General features: G+C 61.0%; 15 protein-coding genes and 1 pseudogene. 5 read left to right on the top strand and 11 right to left on the bottom strand.

Annotated features, from left to right (window positions below; all coding sequences use genetic code 11):
• Positions 1-40 precede the first annotated feature (40 nt).
• Genes PQQ86_RS24840 through PQQ86_RS24820 form a run of 5 tightly spaced genes read right to left on the bottom strand, consistent with a single transcriptional unit; the run spans position 41 to position 6361 of the window.
• Complete coding sequence (locus PQQ86_RS24840) at positions 41-1582, bottom strand: AMP-binding protein (RefSeq protein ID WP_408272948.1); 1542 nt, start codon at positions 1580-1582, stop codon at positions 41-43.
• Positions 1583-1608: 26 nt separating this feature from the next.
• Positions 1609-3390 carry an ABC transporter permease subunit gene (locus PQQ86_RS24835; protein ID WP_408272945.1) on the bottom strand — a complete coding sequence of 594 codons (1782 nt, stop codon included), beginning with the start codon at positions 3388-3390 and terminating at the stop codon, positions 1609-1611.
• Between the two features lie 19 nt (positions 3391-3409).
• Positions 3410-4480: an ABC transporter ATP-binding protein gene (locus PQQ86_RS24830; protein ID WP_408272942.1), complete on the bottom strand. Its 1071-nt coding sequence runs from the start codon at positions 4478-4480 to the stop codon at positions 3410-3412.
• 11 nt (positions 4481-4491) lie between these two features.
• A complete protein-coding gene (locus PQQ86_RS24825) occupies positions 4492-5553 on the bottom strand; it encodes an ABC transporter substrate-binding protein (RefSeq protein WP_408272939.1) in 1062 nt (353 codons plus the stop codon).
• Between the two features lie 46 nt (positions 5554-5599).
• Positions 5600-6361: an enoyl-CoA hydratase/isomerase family protein gene (locus PQQ86_RS24820; protein WP_408272937.1), complete on the bottom strand. Its 762-nt coding sequence runs from the start codon at positions 6359-6361 to the stop codon at positions 5600-5602.
• A 469-nt stretch (positions 6362-6830) separates the two neighbouring features.
• On the opposite strand from PQQ86_RS24820, the gene PQQ86_RS24815 reads away from it, so the two are divergent.
• The 4 genes from PQQ86_RS24815 to PQQ86_RS24800 all read left to right on the top strand — a co-directional run bounded on the left by PQQ86_RS24815 (position 6831) and on the right by PQQ86_RS24800 (position 13785).
• The gene (locus PQQ86_RS24815) at positions 6831-8336 is read left to right on the top strand and encodes an efflux transporter outer membrane subunit (RefSeq protein WP_408272934.1); all 1506 of its coding nucleotides are present in this window, start codon (positions 6831-6833) and stop codon (positions 8334-8336) included.
• Between the two features lie 118 nt (positions 8337-8454).
• On the top strand, positions 8455-9606 hold the full coding sequence (locus tag PQQ86_RS24810; protein WP_408272931.1) for an efflux RND transporter periplasmic adaptor subunit: 1152 nt from the start codon (positions 8455-8457) through the stop codon (positions 9604-9606).
• A gap of 12 nt (positions 9607-9618) precedes the next feature.
• Positions 9619-12672: an efflux RND transporter permease subunit gene (locus tag PQQ86_RS24805; RefSeq protein ID WP_408272928.1), complete on the top strand. Its 3054-nt coding sequence runs from the start codon at positions 9619-9621 to the stop codon at positions 12670-12672.
• 288 nt (positions 12673-12960) lie between these two features.
• Positions 12961-13785, top strand: coding sequence for an IclR family transcriptional regulator (locus tag PQQ86_RS24800; protein ID WP_408200532.1), 825 nt, complete (start codon positions 12961-12963; stop codon positions 13783-13785).
• A gap of 221 nt (positions 13786-14006) precedes the next feature.
• Here the strand turns inward: PQQ86_RS24800 and PQQ86_RS24795 are convergent, their stop codons facing one another.
• The 3 genes from PQQ86_RS24795 to PQQ86_RS24785 form a co-directional block, all read right to left on the bottom strand.
• On the bottom strand, positions 14007-15839 hold the full coding sequence (locus PQQ86_RS24795; protein WP_408272925.1) for a tetratricopeptide repeat protein: 1833 nt from the start codon (positions 15837-15839) through the stop codon (positions 14007-14009).
• A gap of 106 nt (positions 15840-15945) precedes the next feature.
• Positions 15946-18153: a S8 family serine peptidase gene (locus tag PQQ86_RS24790; protein ID WP_408272921.1), complete on the bottom strand. Its 2208-nt coding sequence runs from the start codon at positions 18151-18153 to the stop codon at positions 15946-15948.
• 171 nt (positions 18154-18324) lie between these two features.
• Positions 18325-18471 (bottom strand): hypothetical protein, encoded by a 147-nt coding sequence (locus PQQ86_RS24785; protein WP_408272917.1) that lies wholly within the window; start codon positions 18469-18471, stop codon positions 18325-18327.
• Positions 18472-18568: 97 nt separating this feature from the next.
• Between PQQ86_RS24785 and PQQ86_RS24780 the strand changes: the two genes are divergently transcribed.
• Entirely contained in the window at positions 18569-18814 is a 246-nt protein-coding gene (locus PQQ86_RS24780; protein WP_408272914.1) for a helix-turn-helix transcriptional regulator, read from the top strand.
• A gap of 250 nt (positions 18815-19064) precedes the next feature.
• On the opposite strand, the pseudogene PQQ86_RS24775 reads toward PQQ86_RS24780, so the two are convergent.
• The 3 genes and pseudogenes from PQQ86_RS24775 to phnN form a co-directional block, all read right to left on the bottom strand.
• A pseudogene (locus tag PQQ86_RS24775) lies at positions 19065-19307 on the bottom strand (MFS transporter); the annotation flags it as partial.
• On the bottom strand, positions 19308-20495 hold the full coding sequence (locus PQQ86_RS24770) for a M20 aminoacylase family protein (protein WP_408272910.1): 1188 nt from the start codon (positions 20493-20495) through the stop codon (positions 19308-19310).
• Positions 20496-20696: 201 nt separating this feature from the next.
• Positions 20697-21278, bottom strand: coding sequence for a phosphonate metabolism protein/1,5-bisphosphokinase (PRPP-forming) PhnN (gene phnN, locus PQQ86_RS24765; RefSeq protein ID WP_408272908.1), 582 nt, complete (start codon positions 21276-21278; stop codon positions 20697-20699).
• Positions 21279-21280: the final 2 nt, after the last annotated feature.

Genomic DNA, 21280 nt, shown 5'->3' with positions numbered 1-21280 from the left:
CGCATGAAGATATTAGTCTATCTATACGCAATAATCTTCATCACGCCGCCACGCTAGTCGAGCGGTCCCAGGCATCGCTGACGTCACGCTTGAGCAGATGCTTTTTAATCCGCTCGCTGGGTGTCAACTCGAAGTGCGTCACCGCCCGATAGTAACGCGGCAACTGGAAGCTCGCGAGACGCTCCGCCGCCCATGCATGTACCGCCTCCCAGTCAACGGCGGCATCCTTGAACTGCACGTTCAGCAGAATGTCCTGCTCGCCGACCGCCGAGGCCACGCCGATTGCCGCGCTCGCCCGGATGGCCGGATGCTGCGCGAACACGCGTTCGATCTCCCACGCCGAGACATTCTCGCCGCGCACTCGCATGCTGTCGGTGCGCCTGCCGACGAAGAACAGATCGCCATCGGCATCACGCCGCGCACTATCGCCGGTGTGCAGCTTGCCGTTGCGCAGAGCGGAGCGGGTCGCGTCTTCGTTCTTCAGATAGGCCGGCAAGAATGTGCCTTCCACGCGGCTCGAGAGTACGATTTCGCCCGCTTCGCCGTCCGCGACCGGCTTGCCGTTTTCGTCGAGCAATGCCACGTCGATCCACGGCAGCGGCTTGCCGATCGAGCCGGGCTTGCCACTTGTATTCAGCGTCGCGAAACTCGAGCACTCCGTCATGCCGTAGCACTCGCGCAGCCGAACCTGCAGGCGCGACTCGATAGCCGTCCAGGCCGAAGCGCTGACACCCGCGCCCCATGCCACGCGAATCGTGTGCGTATTCGGCTGTGCGTCGTCGGGGAGTTGCATCAGGATGTCGAGCACGCCGCCGAGATAGTGCAATTGCGTCGCTCGTGAGCGGGCAATCTGCGCCCAGAACTGCGTCGCGGAAAAGCGTGGCACGACGTGCAACTCGACCGTCTCCAGAAACGGTAGCAATAGCATCTGCGCGCCGCCGATATGGCACAACGGCTCCCACAAGAACAGTTTGTCGCCCGGACGGACATCCGCGACCTGCAGGGCCGCTTCGCTGGCGATTCGCATCATCCGGTGCGTGAAGACAACCCCCTTCGGCGCGCCCGTCGTACCGGACGTATAGATCACGCACAACGGATCGAACGGATCGATGCAAGGGGTGGAAACCGTTGCATCGGTATCGTCGGGATCGAAGGCAGGCAGTTCGACTCTGCGCGCGTTGCCGCATTCGACACCGTCGATCACGTCGTCGAACGCGGGTTCCGAGACGAACAGTTTCGGCTCCGCATGTTCGAGCAGATATTCGAGTCCTGCGTGGCGCAGCTTCGTATTGACTGGCACCCATACCAGTCCGCTGAGAATCAGCGAATAGATGAGATGAATATGTTCGGCGCTGTTGCCGAGCATCACGGCGACACGGTCGCCCGCCACCAGTTTCTGGTCCGCGAACCAGCGCTGCAGTTGGGCGATGCGTTGCGCGGTTTCGGCGCGTGTCACGGTGTGTTCGTCGAAATGGAGAACGGCGCCCGGCGCGTTGTCGCGCAAACCGGCGACGATCAGCGGCGCGCAGTCCAGCGCGTCTTGCGGATGACGTTGAGCGAAGAAGTCGGAATAGCTGTGCATGGTCGAATAAGTTGGAAGCCGTACGGTTAGCGCGTTGCGTGCCGCAGCCGGGAGGAAATGAAAACGACCAGCGCGATCAGGACGATGAGTGTCGTAGATACCGCTGCGAGCGTCGGCGTGATGGCCAACTGGATGTCGTCCCACATCTGTTTGGGCAGCGTGGTGTTGATGCCGCCGCTAACGAAGATCGCGATCGTCAGATCGTCGAATGAAACGATGAAGGCGAACAGGAAGGCGGCGGTCACGCTTGCCATCAACAATGGCAGCACGATCGTCGCAATGCGTCTCGCGGGCGACGCACCCATGACCCTGGCGGCATCGTCGAGACGCCAGTCGAACTGGCGAAAACCGGCCGCAAGCGTCACGACGACGTAAGGAATCGCCAGCACGGTATGTCCGATCACCAGGCCGGTATTGGTGCCCGTCAGGCCAAGATTGGCGAACAGATACAGGAGGCCGACCGCGACCACGATACGCGGGACGATCAGCGGCGCGACGAGCAGCGCGAAGAGCGGCTTGCTCGCGCGCTGCGACATGCGGGTCAGCGCAAGCGTCGCGCCGAAGCCCAGTGCAAGCGAGAGCACCGCGGTGCCGAGGCCCACTTCGAACGAACGAAGAAGCGCGCTCTGCCACACCGGCGACTGCAGGAACGTGCCGAACCATCTGAAGCTGAACAGCTTCGGCGGAAACGCAATGAAGTCGCTGCGCGTGAAGGCATACGGAATGACCGACAACACCGGCGCAACCAGCACCATCAGCACCGCGGCGCTATAGAGACGCAGCGGCCCCACACCCTCACCTGCGCTCGACGGACGCACCATGCGCCGTCTGACGAGCGGCGCCGTCAAACGCCCCGCCGTCATCAGCAGCGCCAGCTTCACGCCTTGTGCACGCGAGCCGCGGCGCTTGTCCTGCACCTCGCCCGTCAGCGAGGACAGCCCAACCAGCCTGTCGTAGATGAGGAAGATCACAATCGAACACAGCAGCAGCACTGTGGACAAGGCGCCCGCAAAGCGCATATCGAACAGTTCGAGCACCGACGAAATCACCAGTTGGGCGATCATCGTTTCCTTCGGCGATCCGAGCAGCGCGGGGACAATGAAGAAGCCGAGGCTCGAAATGAACACAAGCAAACCCGCCGCGGCGACACCCGGCGAAGAAAGTGGCAAAAATACGGTGAAGAAGCTCGTGCTGCGTTCCGCGCCGAGTGTCTCGGCAGCTTGTGCGAGACGATCGTCGATGCCGCGCATGACGGGCAACATCGTCATCACCGCGAGTGGCAGCATGGCATGGACCATGCCGATCAGGACGCCGGTCAGCGACGGAATGGTGCCGCTGGTTTCGCTGACGAGTCCCAGCGCGAGCGCGATAGTGGACAGCACGCCGGTTTTCGACAGCAACAGCATCCAGGCGTAGGTTTTCACCAGGTAACTTGTCCAGAACGGCAGCATGATCCAAAGCAACCATCGCTCGCGTGCACGTGGCGACAGACGGCTCAGCAGGTACGCGACCGGATAGCCGAGCAACACGGAAATAGCCGCCGTGAGGAACGAGATGGAAAACGTGATCCACAGCACCTTCGCATAGACCGGCGTGCGTGCAATCCGCTCGAACTGCCCGAGGCCAAACGTGCCGTCCGCATTGAAGAGGCCGCCTTGCAGGATCTCGCCGACCGGCACGATGAAAAAGAACAGCAGGAACAGCAAGGTCGGAACGATCGGCAGGAAGCGGACCGCGTACGCAAGCCATCTGAAGCGACGCGGACGCGCGGCATCATGTGAAGGCTGCGCCTCGAGGGCAATAGTCATGATCTGTCCTTGGCGTTCGTCACGCGCGCAGTAGCGTGGTGCGATGGGGGTCCCACACCAGACCGACCGTATCGCCGACGCACGGCGACAGACTGCGCTCGCATCGCACGGTCAGGTGGCTGCCGTCGGTCAGGGTCAGGTGTACGCGGGTATCGCTGCCGAAAAACACGATGTCGGAGATCGTGCCGTCGAGGAAGCCACTTTTCGGCTCGACCAGGCGCGGCGCTTCAGGGCGCAGCAGCAGACAGTGTTTTGCACCCGGCGAGCCTGCCGCAGCCGCGCCGCTTTGCGGCAGCGGCACGCGGCCGCCTGCAGTCAGCAGAATCGGTTCGCCTCTGGGACCGCGCTCGTGATCGACCGCGCCTTCGAGCAGATTCGAATGCCCGATGAAGCCGGCCGCGAAGCGCGTGGCCGGCCGGTCGTACAGATCGACAGGCGTACCCACCTGTTCGATGCGAGCCTGATTCATCAGGCAGATGCGATCGGAGAGCGTCAACGCTTCATCCTGATCGTGTGTCACGTAGACGAAGGTCGCGCCGAGCTCCTTGTGCAAGCGGCGAATCTCGGACTGCATGTGCTCGCGCAATTTCTTGTCGAGCGCGCCGAGCGGCTCATCGAGCAGAATCACGGAAGGCCGGTAGGCGAAGCAGCGCGCCAGCGCGATGCGCTGCTGCTGGCCGCCCGACAGCTCTTTCGGATAGCGCTTCGCATAATCGTTCATGCATACCATCGTCAACGCGTCGTCGACGGCCCGCCTGACATCTTCGCGCGATTTGCGGCGCATCCGCAAGCCGTAAGCCACGTTGTCCCAGACGCTCATATGCGGAAACAGCGCGTAGCTCTGAAACACCATGCCGATGCCGCGCTTGCCGGGTTCCACGTGCGTCACATCGAGGCCGTCGATTTCGATGCGCCCTGCCGTCGGCGCGACGAGCCCGGAGATCATCTGCAGCAGCGTGGTCTTGCCGGATCCGGAAGGACCCAGCAAGGTGAGAAATTCGCCGGCCTGCACGGTCAGATCGGTAGGTTGCAGCGCGGCGGTTTCGCCGTAGTTCTTCGCAATCCCGATCGTTTCAAGCTTCGCACTCATCGCGCTGCTCCTCAGGAAATAATCCAGGTGTTAAAGCGCTCCGTCACTTTCTGGCGGTTGTCGGCCCACCATTGCGGACTCGGCAGGCGCATGTCCCGCAGATTGTCCGGCGCGGTCGGCAGAATTGCGGCGCGGGCAGCCGGGATCGAGTCGAACGCCTTGCGGTTGGTCGGACCGTAGGCGAGCGTGCCGGTGAGCATGGCCTGGCGCTGCGCATCGCCGCAGAAGCGCACGAACTGCCGGGCGAAGTCGGCGCGCGGCGTGCCTTTGGGAATGCCCCACCCTTCGATCGAATAGAGTCCCTGGTTCCATACGATCGTGACCGGAGCGCCGCCGTCGCGCGCGGCCTGGGCACGGCCGTTCCACGCCGAGATCATGTCGACGTCGCCGCTTTGGATCGCCTGCATGGCCTGCGCGCCGGAGGTCCACCAGATGTTCACGTGCGGCTTGATCCGATCGAGACTGCGGAAGGCGCGATCGACGTCGAGCGGATAAAGCTTGTCGAGCGACACCCCATCTGCCAGCAACGCCTGCTCGAGCGTGTCCAGCGGACTGCGGCGCAGACAGCGCCGGCCCGGAAAGCGTTTGACGTCCCAGAAGTCCGCCCACGATTTCGGACCGTTCTGCCCGAATTTGTCCTGCCGGTACGCGAGCACAGTGGCATAGACGTCGACGCCGAGCCAGTTCGGCGCCACCGCTTCGGCCATCAGGTCCGGGAAGTCGCTGCCCTTCAGGCCGATCGGCTCGAGAAAGCCTTTTGACTCCAGGTACGGGATGTCCGCGGAAAGCGTGAGCGTGGTGACGTCCCAGACATAATTTTTTGTCTGCACCATCGCCGCCAGTTGCGCAACCGGTTGGGATTCACGCGCAACGCTCACCACCTTGATGCCGGTGGCTTTTTCGAACGGGTCGTAAAACGCCTGGCGATACGCGGTGGTGTACGGACCGCCGGGATCGGATACAACGATCTGTTTCGACTGCGCGCCGGCCAGCACCGGCATGGCGCTGGCGAGTGCAGCGCTACCGACGCTTTGCAGAAAGCGGCGCCGGATCAGGTTGAAGTCTTGCGTCATGCTCGGGTCTCCCGCACAGGATGAAAAGAAATGGCCGTGGTTTGCTTTACTTCGCGCGTTCGCGGAAGAACGCTTCCATCATTCGCGCCGGCTCACCGGAGTCGTAGGCTTCGCGCTGGATGCGCGCGCCCGCCTCGATGGCGTCACGGAAGCTCGGCTCCGTCATCTCGCGGAAACGCTGCTTGTCGAGACGCATCGCGATGGGCGGCTTCGCGGCCAGTTCAGTGGCGATTTCGAGGGCCTTGGCGAACACCTGATCCGCTGGGACGAGGTGATGAATCAGCCCGATGCGGTGACATTCTTCGGCCTCCATCAGACGGCCGGTCAGCGTCAATTCGATAGTGCGGGACATCCCGAGCATCCCGCTCATGATCCACGGGCCGGTTGTGCTGGCGATCCCCGCGTTGATCTCTGGCTGACCCATGCGCACGCCCGGATGGCCGACGCGGATGTCGCCGAGCAATGCGACCTGAAACGCGGAGCCGGCTGCCGTACCGTTCAGCGCCATGACGAGCGGTTTCTTCAAGCCACGCAGGACCGTGTAATAGCGCTCCCACTCCTTGACCCATGCGACTGCGCGTTCGCCGTCGAAGTCATGCGCCTCCGACAGATCTTGCCCGGCGGAAAACGCACGATCGCCCGCGCCCGTCATGACGATCGCGGCAACGCCGTCATCCGCGTCGAAACCCTCCAGGGCGTCGATGATCATTTCGCGCATTGCGGTCGTCCACGCATTCAGGCGCGCGGGGCGGTTCAACGTGATGACGGCGACGCGCCCATGGTTTGAAACAAGGATGTCTTCGTTCATTTGTTATCTCATAGAGATAGTTGATGGTGTATTGCAATATACTTTTGCCAAAATACACATGCAAGGTGAAACTTTCTGGGGTTTACGCGAGGGGGTCGCACCATAGATCGGCGTGCAGTGGCGAAACAGATGAGGAGGTAAAGGGGGGAAGAAACTGCCGGGATCGCAGGGATCGAGGTGGCGTCGCTCTGCTTTTCAGGGAGCGAATCGTTTCTGCCGGCGACGTGTACGACCGGCGGCCGCCGCGCACCGGTTGCAATGCAGGTGGGTGTCTGAAAGACCGTACAGCGCCCTGACTACGTGATCTCGTGCGCAAGCACAGCGATCGGCCATGCTAGGCTACGCGTAGAAATGTCCCGCATGGTATAAATTGCGGCGTCGGGAAAAGAAACATCGAAAGTTCAAGTTGCCTGAATATCCGCGTCCGCTCCGTCGTTTAGGTTAAACGCAGGCGATATAAGGTGGATCGATGATCGACGTTATCCAGCGTATTGTCCGGCAGCGGCGCCTGTGCGTCGCGCTATGCGGCTGCGCCGCAGTCGCCGGCTGCATGGTCGGTCCCGATTACCGTACTCCCCCCGCGCCCGCTACCGATACCTACACCGCCTCGCCGCTGCCCGACCAGACGGCCTCTTCTCCAGGGGCCGCAGGCTTGCCGCAGCGCTTTGTGCCGGGACAGGACATTCCCGCCGCCTGGTGGGCGCTCTTTCATTGCGAACCGCTCGATGCGCTGATCCGTCAAGCCCTCGTCAACAGTCCAAACATCACCGCGGCGCAAGCCGCATTGCGGCAGGCACGCGAAAACTTCTCGGCGCAAGCCGGCGGCACCCTCCTGCCGAGCGTCGACGCGCAGCTTGGCGCCACGCGCGAAAAATTGAACGGCATCTCGTTCGGCGAGCCCGGAGTGGTCGATGAGTTCAATCTGTACAACGCATCAGTGAACGTGTCGTACAAACTCGACGTGTTCGGCGGCTCACGGCGCGAGCTCGAAGCGCTGCACGCGCAAATCGATTACCAGCGTTTCCAGTTGCAGGCCGCCTATCTCGCGATGTCCGCCAACATCGTGACCGCGGCCGTCAAGGAAGCCTCACTGCGCGCGCAGATCGAGGCAACCGAGCGGATCGCCGCGGAGGAAGACGAGCAACTGGGCGTGCTCAGCAAGCAGTTCGAACTGGGGGGCGTGGGCCGCACGGCGGTGCTCGCGCAGCAAACCCTCCTCGCGCAGACCCGCGCCACGCTGCCGCCGCTGCAACAACAGCTCGACCAGACACGCCACCAGCTCGCCGTGCTGGCCGGCAAATTGCCCAGCGACGCCACATTGCCTGAATTCAGGCTCGAGATGTTTTCGTTGCCCGAGGCGCTGCCTGTAAGCCTGCCGTCGGCACTGGTGCAGCAACGGCCCGACATCCTCGCCGCCGACGCCGTACTGCATCAGGCCAGCGCGCAAGTCGGCGTGGCGACCGCGGCGATGTATCCGCAGATCACGCTGTCCGCCAGCTACGGCGCCGAGGCCCTGACGCCGGCTCAGGTGTTCAAGGCCGGCAGCACGATCTGGAGCCTGGGCGCCGGCCTGTTGCAACCGGTCTTCCACGGCGGGCAACTGAGCGCGCAAAAGCGCGCGGCCGAGGCGGCCTACGAACAAGCCGACGCGCAATATCGTGAAACGGTGCTGCTGGCGTTCCAGAACGTCGCGGATTCGCTGCGCGCGCTCGATCACGACGCGACCGGCCTGAACGCGCAGACGGACGCCTGGCGCTCCGCCAGCGACTCGCTGGAACTCACGCGCGGGCAGTATCGCGTCGGCGGCGTGAGCTACCTGGCGCTTCTCGATGCCCAACGCCAGTACCAGCAAACGATGGTGAGCCTCGCGCAGGCACAGGCCTCCCGCTACGCCGACACCGCAGCTCTCTTCCAGGCGCTCGGTGGCGGCTGGTGGAACGCCGCCGCGCCGGCCACCGCCGCAACAACGCATTGACTGACGATTGACATAGCCAGACAGAACGCTCGCCGTACCGCTCTTTGCAACACGCGCAGTCAGACACGAAGGCATGCAAAGTCCGGCGCTTCGCCCAATGCCGTGCAAGGACATCACGATGACCGAAAGAAAACCGATGACGAAGCGGATGGTGATCATGCTGATCTGTGTCGGCCTGCTGCTGGCCGCACTCGTCGGCTTCAACCAGTTCCGCTCGTACATGTTCGCCAAATTCATGGCAGGCAACGCCGCACCGCCCGCCACCGTTTCGGCGGCCGTCGCCGGCTATCAGTCGTGGCAACCGCAGCTGGCGGCGGTCGGCAGCCTGCGCGCCGTGCGCGGCGTCGACGTCACCACCGAAGTCGCGGGCCTCGTGCGTGAGGTGGCGTTCAGCTCGGGGCAGGAAGTGAAAGCCAGGCAGGTTCTCGTCCAGCTCAACGACGACACCGACGTGGCGCTGCTCCATTCGTTAGAGGCAGCGGCTGAACTCGCGCAGACCGTCTACAGGCGCGATCAGGCGCAGTACGATATCAAGGCGATTGCCAAGGCGCAACTCGACGCGGACGCCGCAGACTTGAAGGGCAAGCAGGCACAAGTCGCGGGACAGGCCGCGTTGGTCGAAAAGAAAACCATCCGCGCACCGTTTGCAGGGCGACTCGGCATCACCACGATCAATCCGGGCCAATACATCAATCCGGGAGATGCGATCGTCACGCTGCAGGCGATCGATCCGATCTACGCCGATTTCTACCTGCCGCAACAGCAGCTTGGCCAGCTCGCGATCGGCCAGACCATCGTGGTCGACACCAACGCGTTTAGCGGGCAAACGTTCGTGGGCAAGATCCAGTCGCTCAGCCCGAAAGTCGACAGTACCACGCGCAATGTGCAGATCGAAGCGAGCGTGGACAATCACGAGCGCAAGCTGCTGCCGGGCATGTATGCGAACGTGAAGATCGACGCGGGCGCCGGACAGCGCTACCTGACGCTGCCGCAAACGGCCATCACCTACAACCCCTATGGAGCGACTGTGTTCGTCGTCAAGCCGGGCACACAAGCCAATGCGCAAGGCAAGACGCTGCCCATTGCGCAGCAGGTGTTCGTCACGCCGGGGCCGACGCGCGGCGATCAGGTTGCGATCCTCAAAGGTGTGGACGCCGGCACGCAGGTCGTAACGAGCGGGCAGCTCAAGCTCAAGAACGGCACGCCGCTCGTCATCAACAATAGCGTGCAGCCCTCGGACAGTCCGAACCCGACGCCGCAGGAACAATAGAGAGACCGCGAGATGACATTCACCGATCTCTTTATCCGGCGGCCCGTGCTTGCATCGGTCGTCAGCCTGCTGATTCTCGTGCTCGGGCTGCGCTCGCTGGCCACCCTGAAAGTCAGCCAGTATCCGCAAACCGAAAACGCCGTCGTGACGATCAGCACGGCCTACTATGGGGCGAACGCCGACACCATCGCCGGTTTCATCACGCAGCCGCTCGAGGCGGCAATCGCTCAGGCGCAAGGTATCGACTACATGTCGTCGACGAGCAGCACCGGCGTGTCGACCATTACCGCGACACTGCGCCTGAACTATGACGCGAATCGCGCGCTGACCGAAATCAATACGCAGATCGGCTCGGTGCGGAACCAGTTGCCGCCGCAGGCACAACAACCGGTGCTGACGGTACAGACCGGGCAGACCACCGACGCGATGTACATGGGGTTCTACAGCGACGTGCTGCCGAGCAACAACGTCACGGATTATCTGCTGCGCGTCATCAAGCCCAAGCTCGATTCGATCGAAGGCGTGCAGACGGCGGAAATCCTCGGCGGACGGCAGTTCGCGTTACGCGCGTGGCTTGATTCGACGCGACTCGCCGCGCACGGCGTGACGGCAAGTGACGTCTTCACGGCACTCGGCAACAACAACTATCTCGCGACACTCGGCACGACGAAGGGGCAAATGGTCAGCGTCGACCTGAACGCGGGCACGGACCTGCATACCGTCGACGACTTCAAGCAACTCGTCATCAAGCAGAAAAACGGCGCGATCGTGCGCCTCGAAGACGTCGCGAACGTCGTGCTCGGTGCCGATAGCTACGACTTCAACGTCGCGTTCAGCGGCAAGCGTTCGGTGTTCATCGGCATCAAGGTGGCGCCGGACGCCAACATCCTCGATGTCGCCAAACGCGTGAAGGCCGTGTTTCCCGGGCTGCAGAAGCAGTTTCCGACCGGCATGACGGGGGAGATCGTTTATGACGCGACCGATTTCGTCAACACGGCGATCGTTGAGGTGATCAAGACGCTGGTCGAGGCGCTGCTGATCGTCACGGCGGTGATTTTCCTGTTCCTCGGCAGCTTCCGCGCAGTCATCGTGCCGCTGATCGCGATGCCGCTGTCGCTCATCGGCACGTTCTTCGTGATGCAGTTGCTCGGCTATTCGATCAATCTGCTGACACTGCTCGCGCTCGTGCTCGCGATCGGGCTCGTCGTGGACGACGCGATCATCGTCGTCGAAAACGTCGATCGCCACATGAAGGAGGAAGGCAAGGCGCCGTTCGATGCCGCGCTGATCGCCGCGCGCGAACTCGGCGGACCGATCCTCGCGATGACTGTCGTGCTGATCGCCGTGTATGTGCCGATCGGTTTTCAGGGCGGCCTGACGGGTGCGCTCTTCACCGAGTTCGCCTTTTCGCTTGCCGGCGCGGTGACGGTCTCCGGTGTGATCGCGCTGACGTTGTCGCCGATGATGTGCTCGCGCTTCTTCCGTGCGGACCAGGAGTCCGGGCGCTTCGCGCGTTTCGTCGACCGCCAGTTCGAACGCGTCCATCGTGGCTATAGTCGCCTGTTGCGCTCGACGCTCGACACCTGGCCCGTGTTCACCATAATGGGCGCGCTGCTGCTCTGCGGCACGGTCTATCTGTTCATGACGTCGAAAGCCGAGCTCGCGCCGCAGGAGGATCAGGGGATCGTCCTGTCGCAGATCCAGGGGCCGCCGAACGCGACCATCCAGCAGATGCAGATGTACGCGGACCAGGTGTTCGATATCTCCAAGGCGCTGCCTGAATACGCGCAGATGTTCCAGCTCACAGGCGCGCCGACACTCAACCAGGGGATCGGCGGTGTGCTGTTCAAGACATGGGACCAGCGCAGCAAGGGCGCGACCGCCTTGCAGCAGGAACTGCAGCAGAAATGGAATCAGATTTCAGGTGCGCGCGTCGCGGCATTCCAGTTTCCACCGCTGCCGGGCTCGCAGGGCTTGCCGGTGCAGTTCGTCATCAGCACGACCGAGCCGTTCGAGAACCTCAACGAAGTTTCACAGGCGGTCCTGCAAAAAGCCCGTGAGAGTGGGATGTTTTTCTTCGTCGACAGCGATCTCAAGCTCGACAAGCCGGAAGCCACGCTCGTGGTCGACCGCGACAAGGTCGCCTCCCTCGGGCTCTCGCAGAGCGACGTCGGCCAAGCGCTCGGCTCAGCGCTCGGGGGCGGCTATGTCAACTACTTCTCGATCGCCGGGCGCTCGTACAAGGTGATTCCGCAGGTTCTGCAGACCGACCGCCTGAACCCTTCGCAGGTACTCGATTACTACCTGCGCACGCCGGACGGCAGCGTCATGCCGGCTTCGACGATTGCGCATCTCGAACACAACGTCGTGCCGGAATCGATCAACCACTTCCAGCAACTCAACTCGGCGACGATCTCAGGCGTGATCGTGCCGGGGGTGTCGCAAGGCGAGGTGCTCGATTTTCTGCGCAAGGCGACCACCCAGGTCGCACCGGCAGGCTATGCGGCAGATTATTCGGGCCAGTCGCGGCAGTTCGTGCAGGAATCGGGTGGCTTCGTCATCACGCTGCTGCTCGCCACGATCATCGTGTTCCTTGCGCTCGCGGCGCAATTCGAAAGTTTCCGTGACCCGATCGTGATCCTGGTTTCAGTGCCGATGGCGCTGTTCGGTGCGCTCATCTTCATCAATATCGGCTTGACGACGCTGAACATCTACACGCAGGTCGGGCTCGTCACGCTGATGGGGCTCGTGAGCAAACACGGCATCCTGATCGTCCAGTTCGCCAACGAGCTACAACACGCCGGCAAGTCGAAGCGCGAAGCCCTGGAAGAAGCGGCGGCCGTGCGGCTACGCCCAATTCTGATGACGACCGCGGCGATGGTGCTCGGCGTCGTGCCACTCGTGTTCGCCTCGGGAGCCGGCGCCGCGGGCCGCAATGCGATGGGCCTCGTGATCTTCACGGGGCTGTCGATCGGCACCCTTTTTACCTTGTTCGTGGTGCCTGCAATGTATATGTTCCTCGCCGCCGATCATCATCGGGACGCTGCCGCGCAGGAGGCGGGTTAGCGCTTAACCCACCTTCTACGCGCCGTTCGGGGGCATCCGGGCGACGTGGCTCGGTCAGGCCACATTTTTTCGCAACGGGGCAACGCCCTCTTAGCCAACGAATTATTTATAATCAATGGCTTAGTCACTTTGCGCAAGGCAGGTTTCACTCGCGGCGAACGATGGGCGAAAGCGGGCAAAGTTGGCGAAACAGAAGGCTTACGCTATCGTCACGCCTTTGCACCGCATCGCGCCGGCTGAAACGCGCGAACGCTACGCGCCCTTCTTCGAACGCATCTTTCAAGGTCCATGAGCAAAGCCCTGCCACCGCCTTCTGCCGTTCCTGCCAGCGCCGAACCGGCCGCGGACAAACCGGGCGACTCGTATGTGCAGTCGTTCGCGCGAGGCCTCTCGGTGATTCGCGCCTTCAATGCCACCCGCCCCGAACAGACGCTCACTGACGTCGCTGCGGCCACCGGCCTGACACGCGCCGGCGCACGCCGCATTCTGCTGACCCTGCAGACGCTCGGCTACGTGGAGGCCGAAGGCCGCCTGTTCCGGCTCACGCCGAAGATTCTCGACCTGGGTTTCGCGTATCTGACCTCGATGCCGTTCTGGAATCTCGCCGAACCGGTGATGGAAAATCTGTCGTCACAGGTTCACGAGAGTTGCTCGGCGGCCGTGCTCGACCGCACCGAGATCGTCTACGTGCTGCGCGTACCGACGCACAAGATCATGACCATCAACCTGTCGATCGGCAGCCGCCTGCCGGCGTATTGCACGTCGATGGGCCGCGTGCTGCTGTCCGCGCTCGACGACGAAGCGCTCGAAGCGACCCTGAGTTCGACGCCGCTCTATGCGCATACGCCGCGCACGGTGACCGACAAGGAAGAGCTGAAAAAGCTGATCGCGCAGGTGCGCCGCCAGGGATGGGCGATCGTCGACCAGGAGCTGGAGGGCGGTCTGATTTCGCTGTCCGCGCCGATTCGCAACCGCCAGGGGCGCGTGATCGCGGCGATGAACATCAGCGGCAATGCTCAGCGCAATTCGGCCAAGCAGATGGTGAAGGCGTTTCTGGAGCCGCTGCAGCAGGCCGCGCAGACGGTCTCGGAGATGGTGGCGCGGCGCGGTTGATTGTGCGCAGTCATCTGCATGCGGGTGATTGAGCTTCCATGCTACGCCGTGACGCTTTCCTCCGCGTTCATCTCAAGCTCTCACAGCTCAATGATGCCACCCGGAGCATCGAGTCCGACCGTTGCGCCTGCATCGATCTGCAAATCGTGGATCAATGTCCTTGTCGACGAAGACGCGAATCGGATGTTCCCCTTCGTTATAGATCGTCCGCATGTCAGTACCTATGGCGAAGGGGCATCGCGCCACTCCTCCAGCGCTTCCTGCACTTCTTCGACAACCGAATCCCATTCCATGAGTTCGCTCTGACGAAACAGCCGCATCGACGGATACCAAGGGCTATCCGTTCTATCGACCAACCACCGCCACTCGGAATAGGCGGGCTGAAGCACCCATACGGGTAGGTCAGCAGCACCTGCAAGGTGTGCAACGGACGAGTCAACTGTGATAAGAAGATCGAGCGTTTCAAGTATCGCGAGCGTGTCACTAAAGTCTTCAATCAGCGGTCCCAAGGTATGCACGTCAAAGTCGTCAGCCAGCAATTTGCTGCCTTCCTCGTCGTCACCTTTCTGAACCGAGAACCAGGTTATAGAGTGCACGTGAAACAATGGTCGCAGCGTATGCAAACTGATAGACCGGAAGCGATCATTGTTCGTATTCGGACTTCCCTTCCAGACGAATCCGACGCGCCGCATTTTCGCACATGCCGGGCGCGGAGCGGTCGCTTCGATGTAGGTGCGCCAATGGTCGCGCCGCTTCTGCGTGGTCGTGAGATATGGCGTGGCAACCGGGAGCATTGATATTTTCAAATTCATATACGCCGCTATCCGCATCATATAAGACCAGTACTCGTATGGTCCGCCTGGCACGGTGGGATATGTGTAGACCGCGCGCACGCCGGTCATGCTGGCAGCAATTTCGGCGAGCGGTGTGTCGACGAGCACATCGACCGTCGCGCCTTGTCGGTGTAACCACTCGGCGAATCTCAGGAACTGTATCTGGTCGCCGAATCCCTGGTGGAGTACGTACAAAAACCGGCATCCCGCCACCGGTTCTCCGTTCCACTCAGGGAATTCCGGGTGAACCAATTGACGGCTTATCGACGGATATGTATAGAAAGTTTTATGTTGCTTCCATCCTTCATCGAAATTGCCCAGAACAAGCTGAACACACGAGACAAAGTACTGCACGCTCGCCACCTCGTTTTCCGGCCAAAAACGTAACGCTTGCATTGCGTATGGAAAACATTCCCTCGCCTGTCCGCACATCCATAACGCCCTCGCTGCGTTGTAGTACAGAAAATGGTTATCAGGATCGATCGATAGTCCCTGCTTGGCGAGCCTCAATCCATCGGCGTAACGGTGCTTCTCGTTCAACACGCCAGAGATCAGTCTCAGCGCATCTGCGTTGTTTGCATAGAGGCTGCTCAATTGCTCTACCACGCCGCCAATCTTGTCCTCACGCCCCGCGTTGACGAGTGCGATGATCAGGTCGAGCCCATCCTGCAAGCTCGCAGGGTCCAGCATCCAGGCGCGAAAAAGGTTGTCGGCAGCATCATCGGTTTCTGCCAGTTCTGCGCTGATCCTGCCAATGGCTCGAATTGCGTGATGCAGTTCCGGCTCCATTTCAAGGGCCTTTCCGTAGTGAGCTTTAGCCTCCGGAAGTCGGCCCGATTGTCGAAGACAGTCGGCAAGATTCCGGTGCAGCGTCGCTGTACTTCCGCCGATAGCCATGGCGCGCCGATAATACGTTTCAGCTTTGACACGCTCGCCGTTCATCGCCGCTATCAGCCCCCCATGCTCCCACAGGTCTGCATGGCCAGGGGCCGCCAGCACTGCGAGTTCCATGTACGTCGAAGCCCCGTCAATTTCATCCATATGGACAAGGGCGAGCGCCATGCGATGCAGTGCATGCGCGTCACGCGGGCGGACGGCTAGTACCCTCTGGTAACCGTTCGCTGCGTCGCTCATACGACGCGCAAAGAAATCAGCATCGGCGCGCACAAGAAAAGCATCGACGCTCGCGGCGTCGATATTTGCATCGTGAATTTTTGACATTCTGACGGGCTTTTTTATCGACTAGATTTCAACTTCGATTTCGCAAGAAGTCGCGCACCTACGATCCTTGGCTGCGGTCTAGGGGCGTACTTGTCATCCAACCGGATTATTTTGCGTAATTAGCCAGAATGGTGACATCCGTGAGGTTCGAATTAGGGTTCACCGTTCCGTAGTAAGTCCCTGGTGCCGGGTTGGAGACGGTACAGGTAGCGGCTCCACTTCTCACGAAGACGGACTGGCAATCTGCATTGCGCGTGGTAGGTGAATCGGCTCTGAGATACAGCGTGCCAACGTCGCTGTAAGACGCAGGTGACAGGGTAAATGTCAGGGTCTTTACACCAACAGGAACGTCCAGCGAGAAAAATTTCCGGACAAGGTAATTCGCCGAAAACTTCACCGGAACATTGGAACTCAGTTCGGTTACGGCGGGTGCAACGACCGTGAAAGACCGCGTCAGGCTGCTAACAGCGCCCGTGCTATCCGTAACCGTCAATGCAACGTTGTAAATGCCTGGAAATTCGTAGTCATAGTACGGGTTCACTGATTGCGTGCGTACCATATCATTGGGATCACCAAAGCCCAGGTTCCATGCCCATGTCTTGATGGGCGCGCCCCTTGCGGTAGACAGGTCCGTGCATGTCACTAGCATTCCTCCGCTTTGCGAACACTTGAAATCCGCCACAGCCGGAATTTTTCCCGACCGGGCAGCAACAACCGTTGCGTTAGCGTCAAGTACGCCTTTGCCAATCGGGAAGTCAGGTCGTTCCGGACCAAACGCATGGACGTTCTGCATAAGCAAGGCGCGCATTTCTAACGGCGTGAGGGGCTTCGGTGCTACGGATTGGGCGAGCGCGATGACGCCTGACACGAACGGAGCCGCCAGTGAAGTACCGTTGTAGTAGCCGTAACTCTCTGGTCCCGGCGCGGAAGTACCGTTATTGGAAGTAGTCCAGATACTCATCCCTGGCGCAGCGATATCCACCAGTGAACCGTAGTCTGACAGGTAACCTCGCATTCCGTTTTGTCTCACGTTGCCGACGACTATAACGTTTTTGCAATTGCCAGGCTGAATTGCTGAAGCATCTCGCTCATAGTTGCCGGCAATAGCAACGACTGACGCGCCGCGAGCCGTTGCACCGTCGATTGCCTGTTGAAGCGTCGCACTGCACGAACCGAAGCCCTGAATACTCACATTCACGATTTTCGCCGGATTTTTATTATCCGGAATTCCTGGAACGCTTCCACCAGCGGCCCAAGTGATTCCATCCGCGACATCCGATAGAACCCCGCTAGCGCATGCGCCGAGCGCGCGCACGGGGACGATCTTCGCGCCGCCCGCAGTTCCTGCAATACCACTCCCGTTATTCGTCACTGCTGCAAGAACCCCGGCAACGGTAGTGCCGTGCCACTCAACGGGGCAAGTCTCCGTTGTGATTCCGGGATTGAAGCCGTCGCCATTTCCCCGATGGCCCATCCTCACGTCTATGCCGGGCAGGAGATTTGCATCCAGGTCGCTGTGGTGTGTTACACCGTTATCCACCATCGCTATTACAACGCCGGACCCGTCAACTATGTCCCATGCTCCCTCCGCATTGATTCCGCCTTGGTTGGAAAACCCCCACTGTCTGGAATAGTACGGATCATTGGGGATCATACCGCCGTGCATTTCAACGTCGGGTTCAATGTATTCCACGTCGGGGTCCGATGCGATGGCCCGCATGAACTTCTTGGCATCGCTGACGTTCAGTTTGCGCTCCGTAGTAACCACGTCAGACCCGACACCTGTGCGACGTATATGGTGCGGCTTCGAGGGAAAGGCGCCGACGAGTCGGTCTAGCCTCGACTGCACTGCTGCCGCTGACCCACTTTCGGGAGTGCCTGACTTGTACTTAATAATAAAGCGATCCACAGAAGCGTCCGATGACAGACTGCTCGCGTTCATCTTCAACGACATAGCTAAAGGAACGACTGTCGATTTCGCCGCCAATTCCGCTGTCGCTTCCAGGCTCCGAGGCGCTGCCGCAGGTGTTGACGGTGTCGCGCGCGAAGTCGGATCACTACCATTTTCGCCACATGCCGCAAGTGCAAGCGAAATGCATGCGGTACTCGCAATTGCTCGACATGTGTCTGCCTTCCACCATCGCGGACTGATGCCGCTGACTGCTTCACGGGAATATTCCCGTCCGCCTTTTTGCCTCTTGTCTTGCATATTTCTGTATGGCCCGAAAATGAAATTGCCCCAGTTTTTCTCCGATGCTGCGGCCTTAGTCCTGACCGCGCTCCAACCTTTTTCGTCACCTTCGACGCAGGTCATGTTTTCTCACTGAAAACTCCTAACGAAAGAGCAGCAACGACGCATATGTGTCAGGACGTTTCATGGCCTGTAATCAGAGCGTTAGTGTTGCAATCGTTCGCAATGCAGGAGGCTAAATAACGGAGGTAATCGGGTCCATCGGGAATGACTAAAATTCGAGCGGAAAAATCATCAAGGCGTGTACGACTGTTGGTAGGTTTTTGAGGCAATAAAAAGGCGCAATTGCTCGCGCTTTTTTCTTTGCTGCGGCGCGGTGGCCGCTAGTGCCGGTTCTTGCCGCGCGGCCGCCAGCTGCGCGCCCGCCGCCATGCGTTTCACGGGCAATGGTTTGCTGGCATCAACGCGGCATGGGGCGAGGAGGAATGTCTCGACCCGGCTGAGTGGCAAAGACTCGCGCTTTTTAGGAGGTCCGACGATGAATGCACCCCGGGAAGCCACAGAGAAACGGGCACAAGCCAACGACGTACCGCTTACCATCACGCAGTTTTGTGAGCGCTATGGCACTAGCAAACACACTTACTATCGTATGCGAGCGAAAGGGCGGATGCCGCGCGAGACACAAGTGAGTCCGCGTCGTTGCGTGATCCTAGCCGCATCGCTACGCGAGTGGGAGCGCCGGCGGCTGGAGGCCAGCGGCAAGCAGCAATACGACCTGCACTGATCGGGATAGGGGACGATCGTTTGATCGTGCCCTATCCCACACAGCCCGCCATGCGAGTCCGCACCCTCCGATTGGAACAGTCGAGGTCGTCGGGCTTGTGTCGCTCCCGAGACCCGATGCCCGGGTGGCCGGCATCTTGTTCTGCGTCGTTCGTTTCTCTCTGCCAGGGGTCTGCCGGACTTCACTCTATCCACCATGTCGGCGAGCTTCGCTAGAAATGCCCTGCGTAAGCGGCGACCTAACCGATAGGTCAATCAATCGGCTTATCCGCCGTCTCCTTCAACAGCGACACCGCGACCAACGACACGACCACGCACGTCGCCACGTACCCGGCCGGTGCCAGCTTGCTGCCGGTCAGTTTGATCAGCCACGTCGTGACCAGTTGCGCGGTGCCGCCGAATACGCACACACTCAGCGCGTAGGCGATCGAAATATCAGTAGCACGCACACGCCGCGGAAACGACTCGCACATCAAGGCGAATTCCGACGCCGATTACCCCAGATACCGCTCCACCAGCCGCGTCCAGAATGCCGCACCAACCGGCAGATTGCGGTCGTTGAAGTCGTAATGGGGGTTATGCACCATGCAGCCGTCTTCACCCGCCCCATTGCCGAGCCGCAGGAACGTGCCGGGCCGTTTTTGCAGCATGAAGGCGAAATCTTCACTGCCCATCAGAATATCGGTCTGCTCGACCACTTTGTCGTCGCCAACCAGCTCACGCGCCACCTGCACCGCGAAGTCCGTTTCGGCATCCGAATTGATCACCACCGGATAGCCTTCGATATACTCCACCACCGCCTTGCCGCCATAGCTCGCGGCCTGGCTTTCGGCGAGTTCGGTAATGCGTTTTTTCAGCAGCGTGCGCACTTCGGGGCTGAAAGAACGCACGCTCAATTCCAGCTTCGCGCTGCTCGAAATCACATTGTTCGCGGTGCCCGCATGCATCGAGCCGACTGTGACCACCGCCGGCTGCGACGGGTCGACGTTACGCGCGACGATCGTCTGCAACGCCATCACGATGCTCGCCGCCACCACCACCGGATCGACCGTCAGATGCGGACGCGCCGCATGGCCGCCGACGCCTTCGATCGTGATGATCGCCTTGTCGCCCGCCGACATGAACGGCCCCTTGCGGAACAGCATCACGCCCGGTTCCGCGCCCGGATGGTTGTGCAGACCGAACACGGCGTCGCACGGAAAGCGCTCGAACAGGCCGTCGTTGATCATCTTCATCGCGCCGCTGTCGATACCGCTTTCTTCAGCCGGCTGGAAGTACAGATGCACGGTGCCCGAGAAATTGCGCGTGGCGGCAAGGTGTTGCGCGGCGCCAAGCAGCATCGTCGTGTGGCCGTCGTGGCCGCAGGCGTGCATCTTGCCGTGCGTGCCGCTCGCATACGGCAGACCGGTTTGCTCGATGATCGGCAACGCGTCCATGTCGGCGCGAATGCCAATGCTGCGCGTGCCTTTGCCCACCTTCAGCGTGCCCACCACGCCGGTTTGACCGACCCCGCGCGTGACCTGCCAGCCCCACTGTTCGAGCTTCTCCGCCACCAATGCGCCGGTTTGCACTTCCTCGTAGGCCAATTCCGGATGGTGATGGATGTGATGGCGGATCTCGCGCAGGCTCTCGGTTGCAGGCGCCAGGTCGGACACTTCGGTAAAACGCGCGGCTTCGCTCATCTATCGCTCCGTGGAATTCACGCCGCATTACGCGGCAAACAGACGAGCACTATAGCCACGCCATCTTGTTCGAACAAGATACTGTTCTTTTTAGCATCATCTCGCGGCGCGATTTGCTGCCCACGCCGACGGTGCTGCAGTTGGTATCGTGTTGGCAGGAAGCGAAGCGGGAGCGCATGGCGGCGGCCGGGCCAGTCGAGCTTAGCGAACGTGGGGAGCGTGGGAAACGTGGGGAATATCGGCCTCCGCCTGCAAAAAAGCGATCAGGGCATGACCCGCGTCCTCCAGTGCCCCGGAGTTATCGATGGTTGTGCACCGAAGCCCTTCCGGCAATGAAAACGGTGCCCGCCGCGCAAGCCTGGCCGCAACCTGTTCCGCAGACTCACGCGCCCGCGCGCCGAGCCGTGCTTCAAGAATATGCGGCGCCGCGTCCACATGCACAACTTCCGTGTACGGATAACGCGCCAGCGTATGCTGCAAATGCTGACGTGACCCGTTGACGACGACCGTGCAACCGCGCGCAAGCCATGCATCGATCTCGATGCCGATGCCATAACGCAGTGAATGGCTCGACCATTCGAGCGCGAACAGACCGAGCACCGAACGCGCCGCGAATTCTTCGACGCTCAACGCAACGTGCTCTTCACCATTGCCGCTCGACCGCGTGATATAGCGATGCGCAAACAGAATCGGCTCGCCCATCAGACGGCTACGCGCAAAACTCAGCAATGAATCCTTGCCCGCGCCGGACGGCCCCATTACATAGATCAGACGACCTGCCATGG

The sequence above is a fragment of the Paraburkholderia sediminicola genome (genome assembly GCF_046026675.1).
GTDB lineage: Bacteria > Pseudomonadota > Gammaproteobacteria > Burkholderiales > Burkholderiaceae > Paraburkholderia > Paraburkholderia sediminicola_F.
The sequence above is the reverse complement of the archived record's forward strand: the minus strand, read 5'-3'. Positions and strand labels throughout refer to the sequence as shown.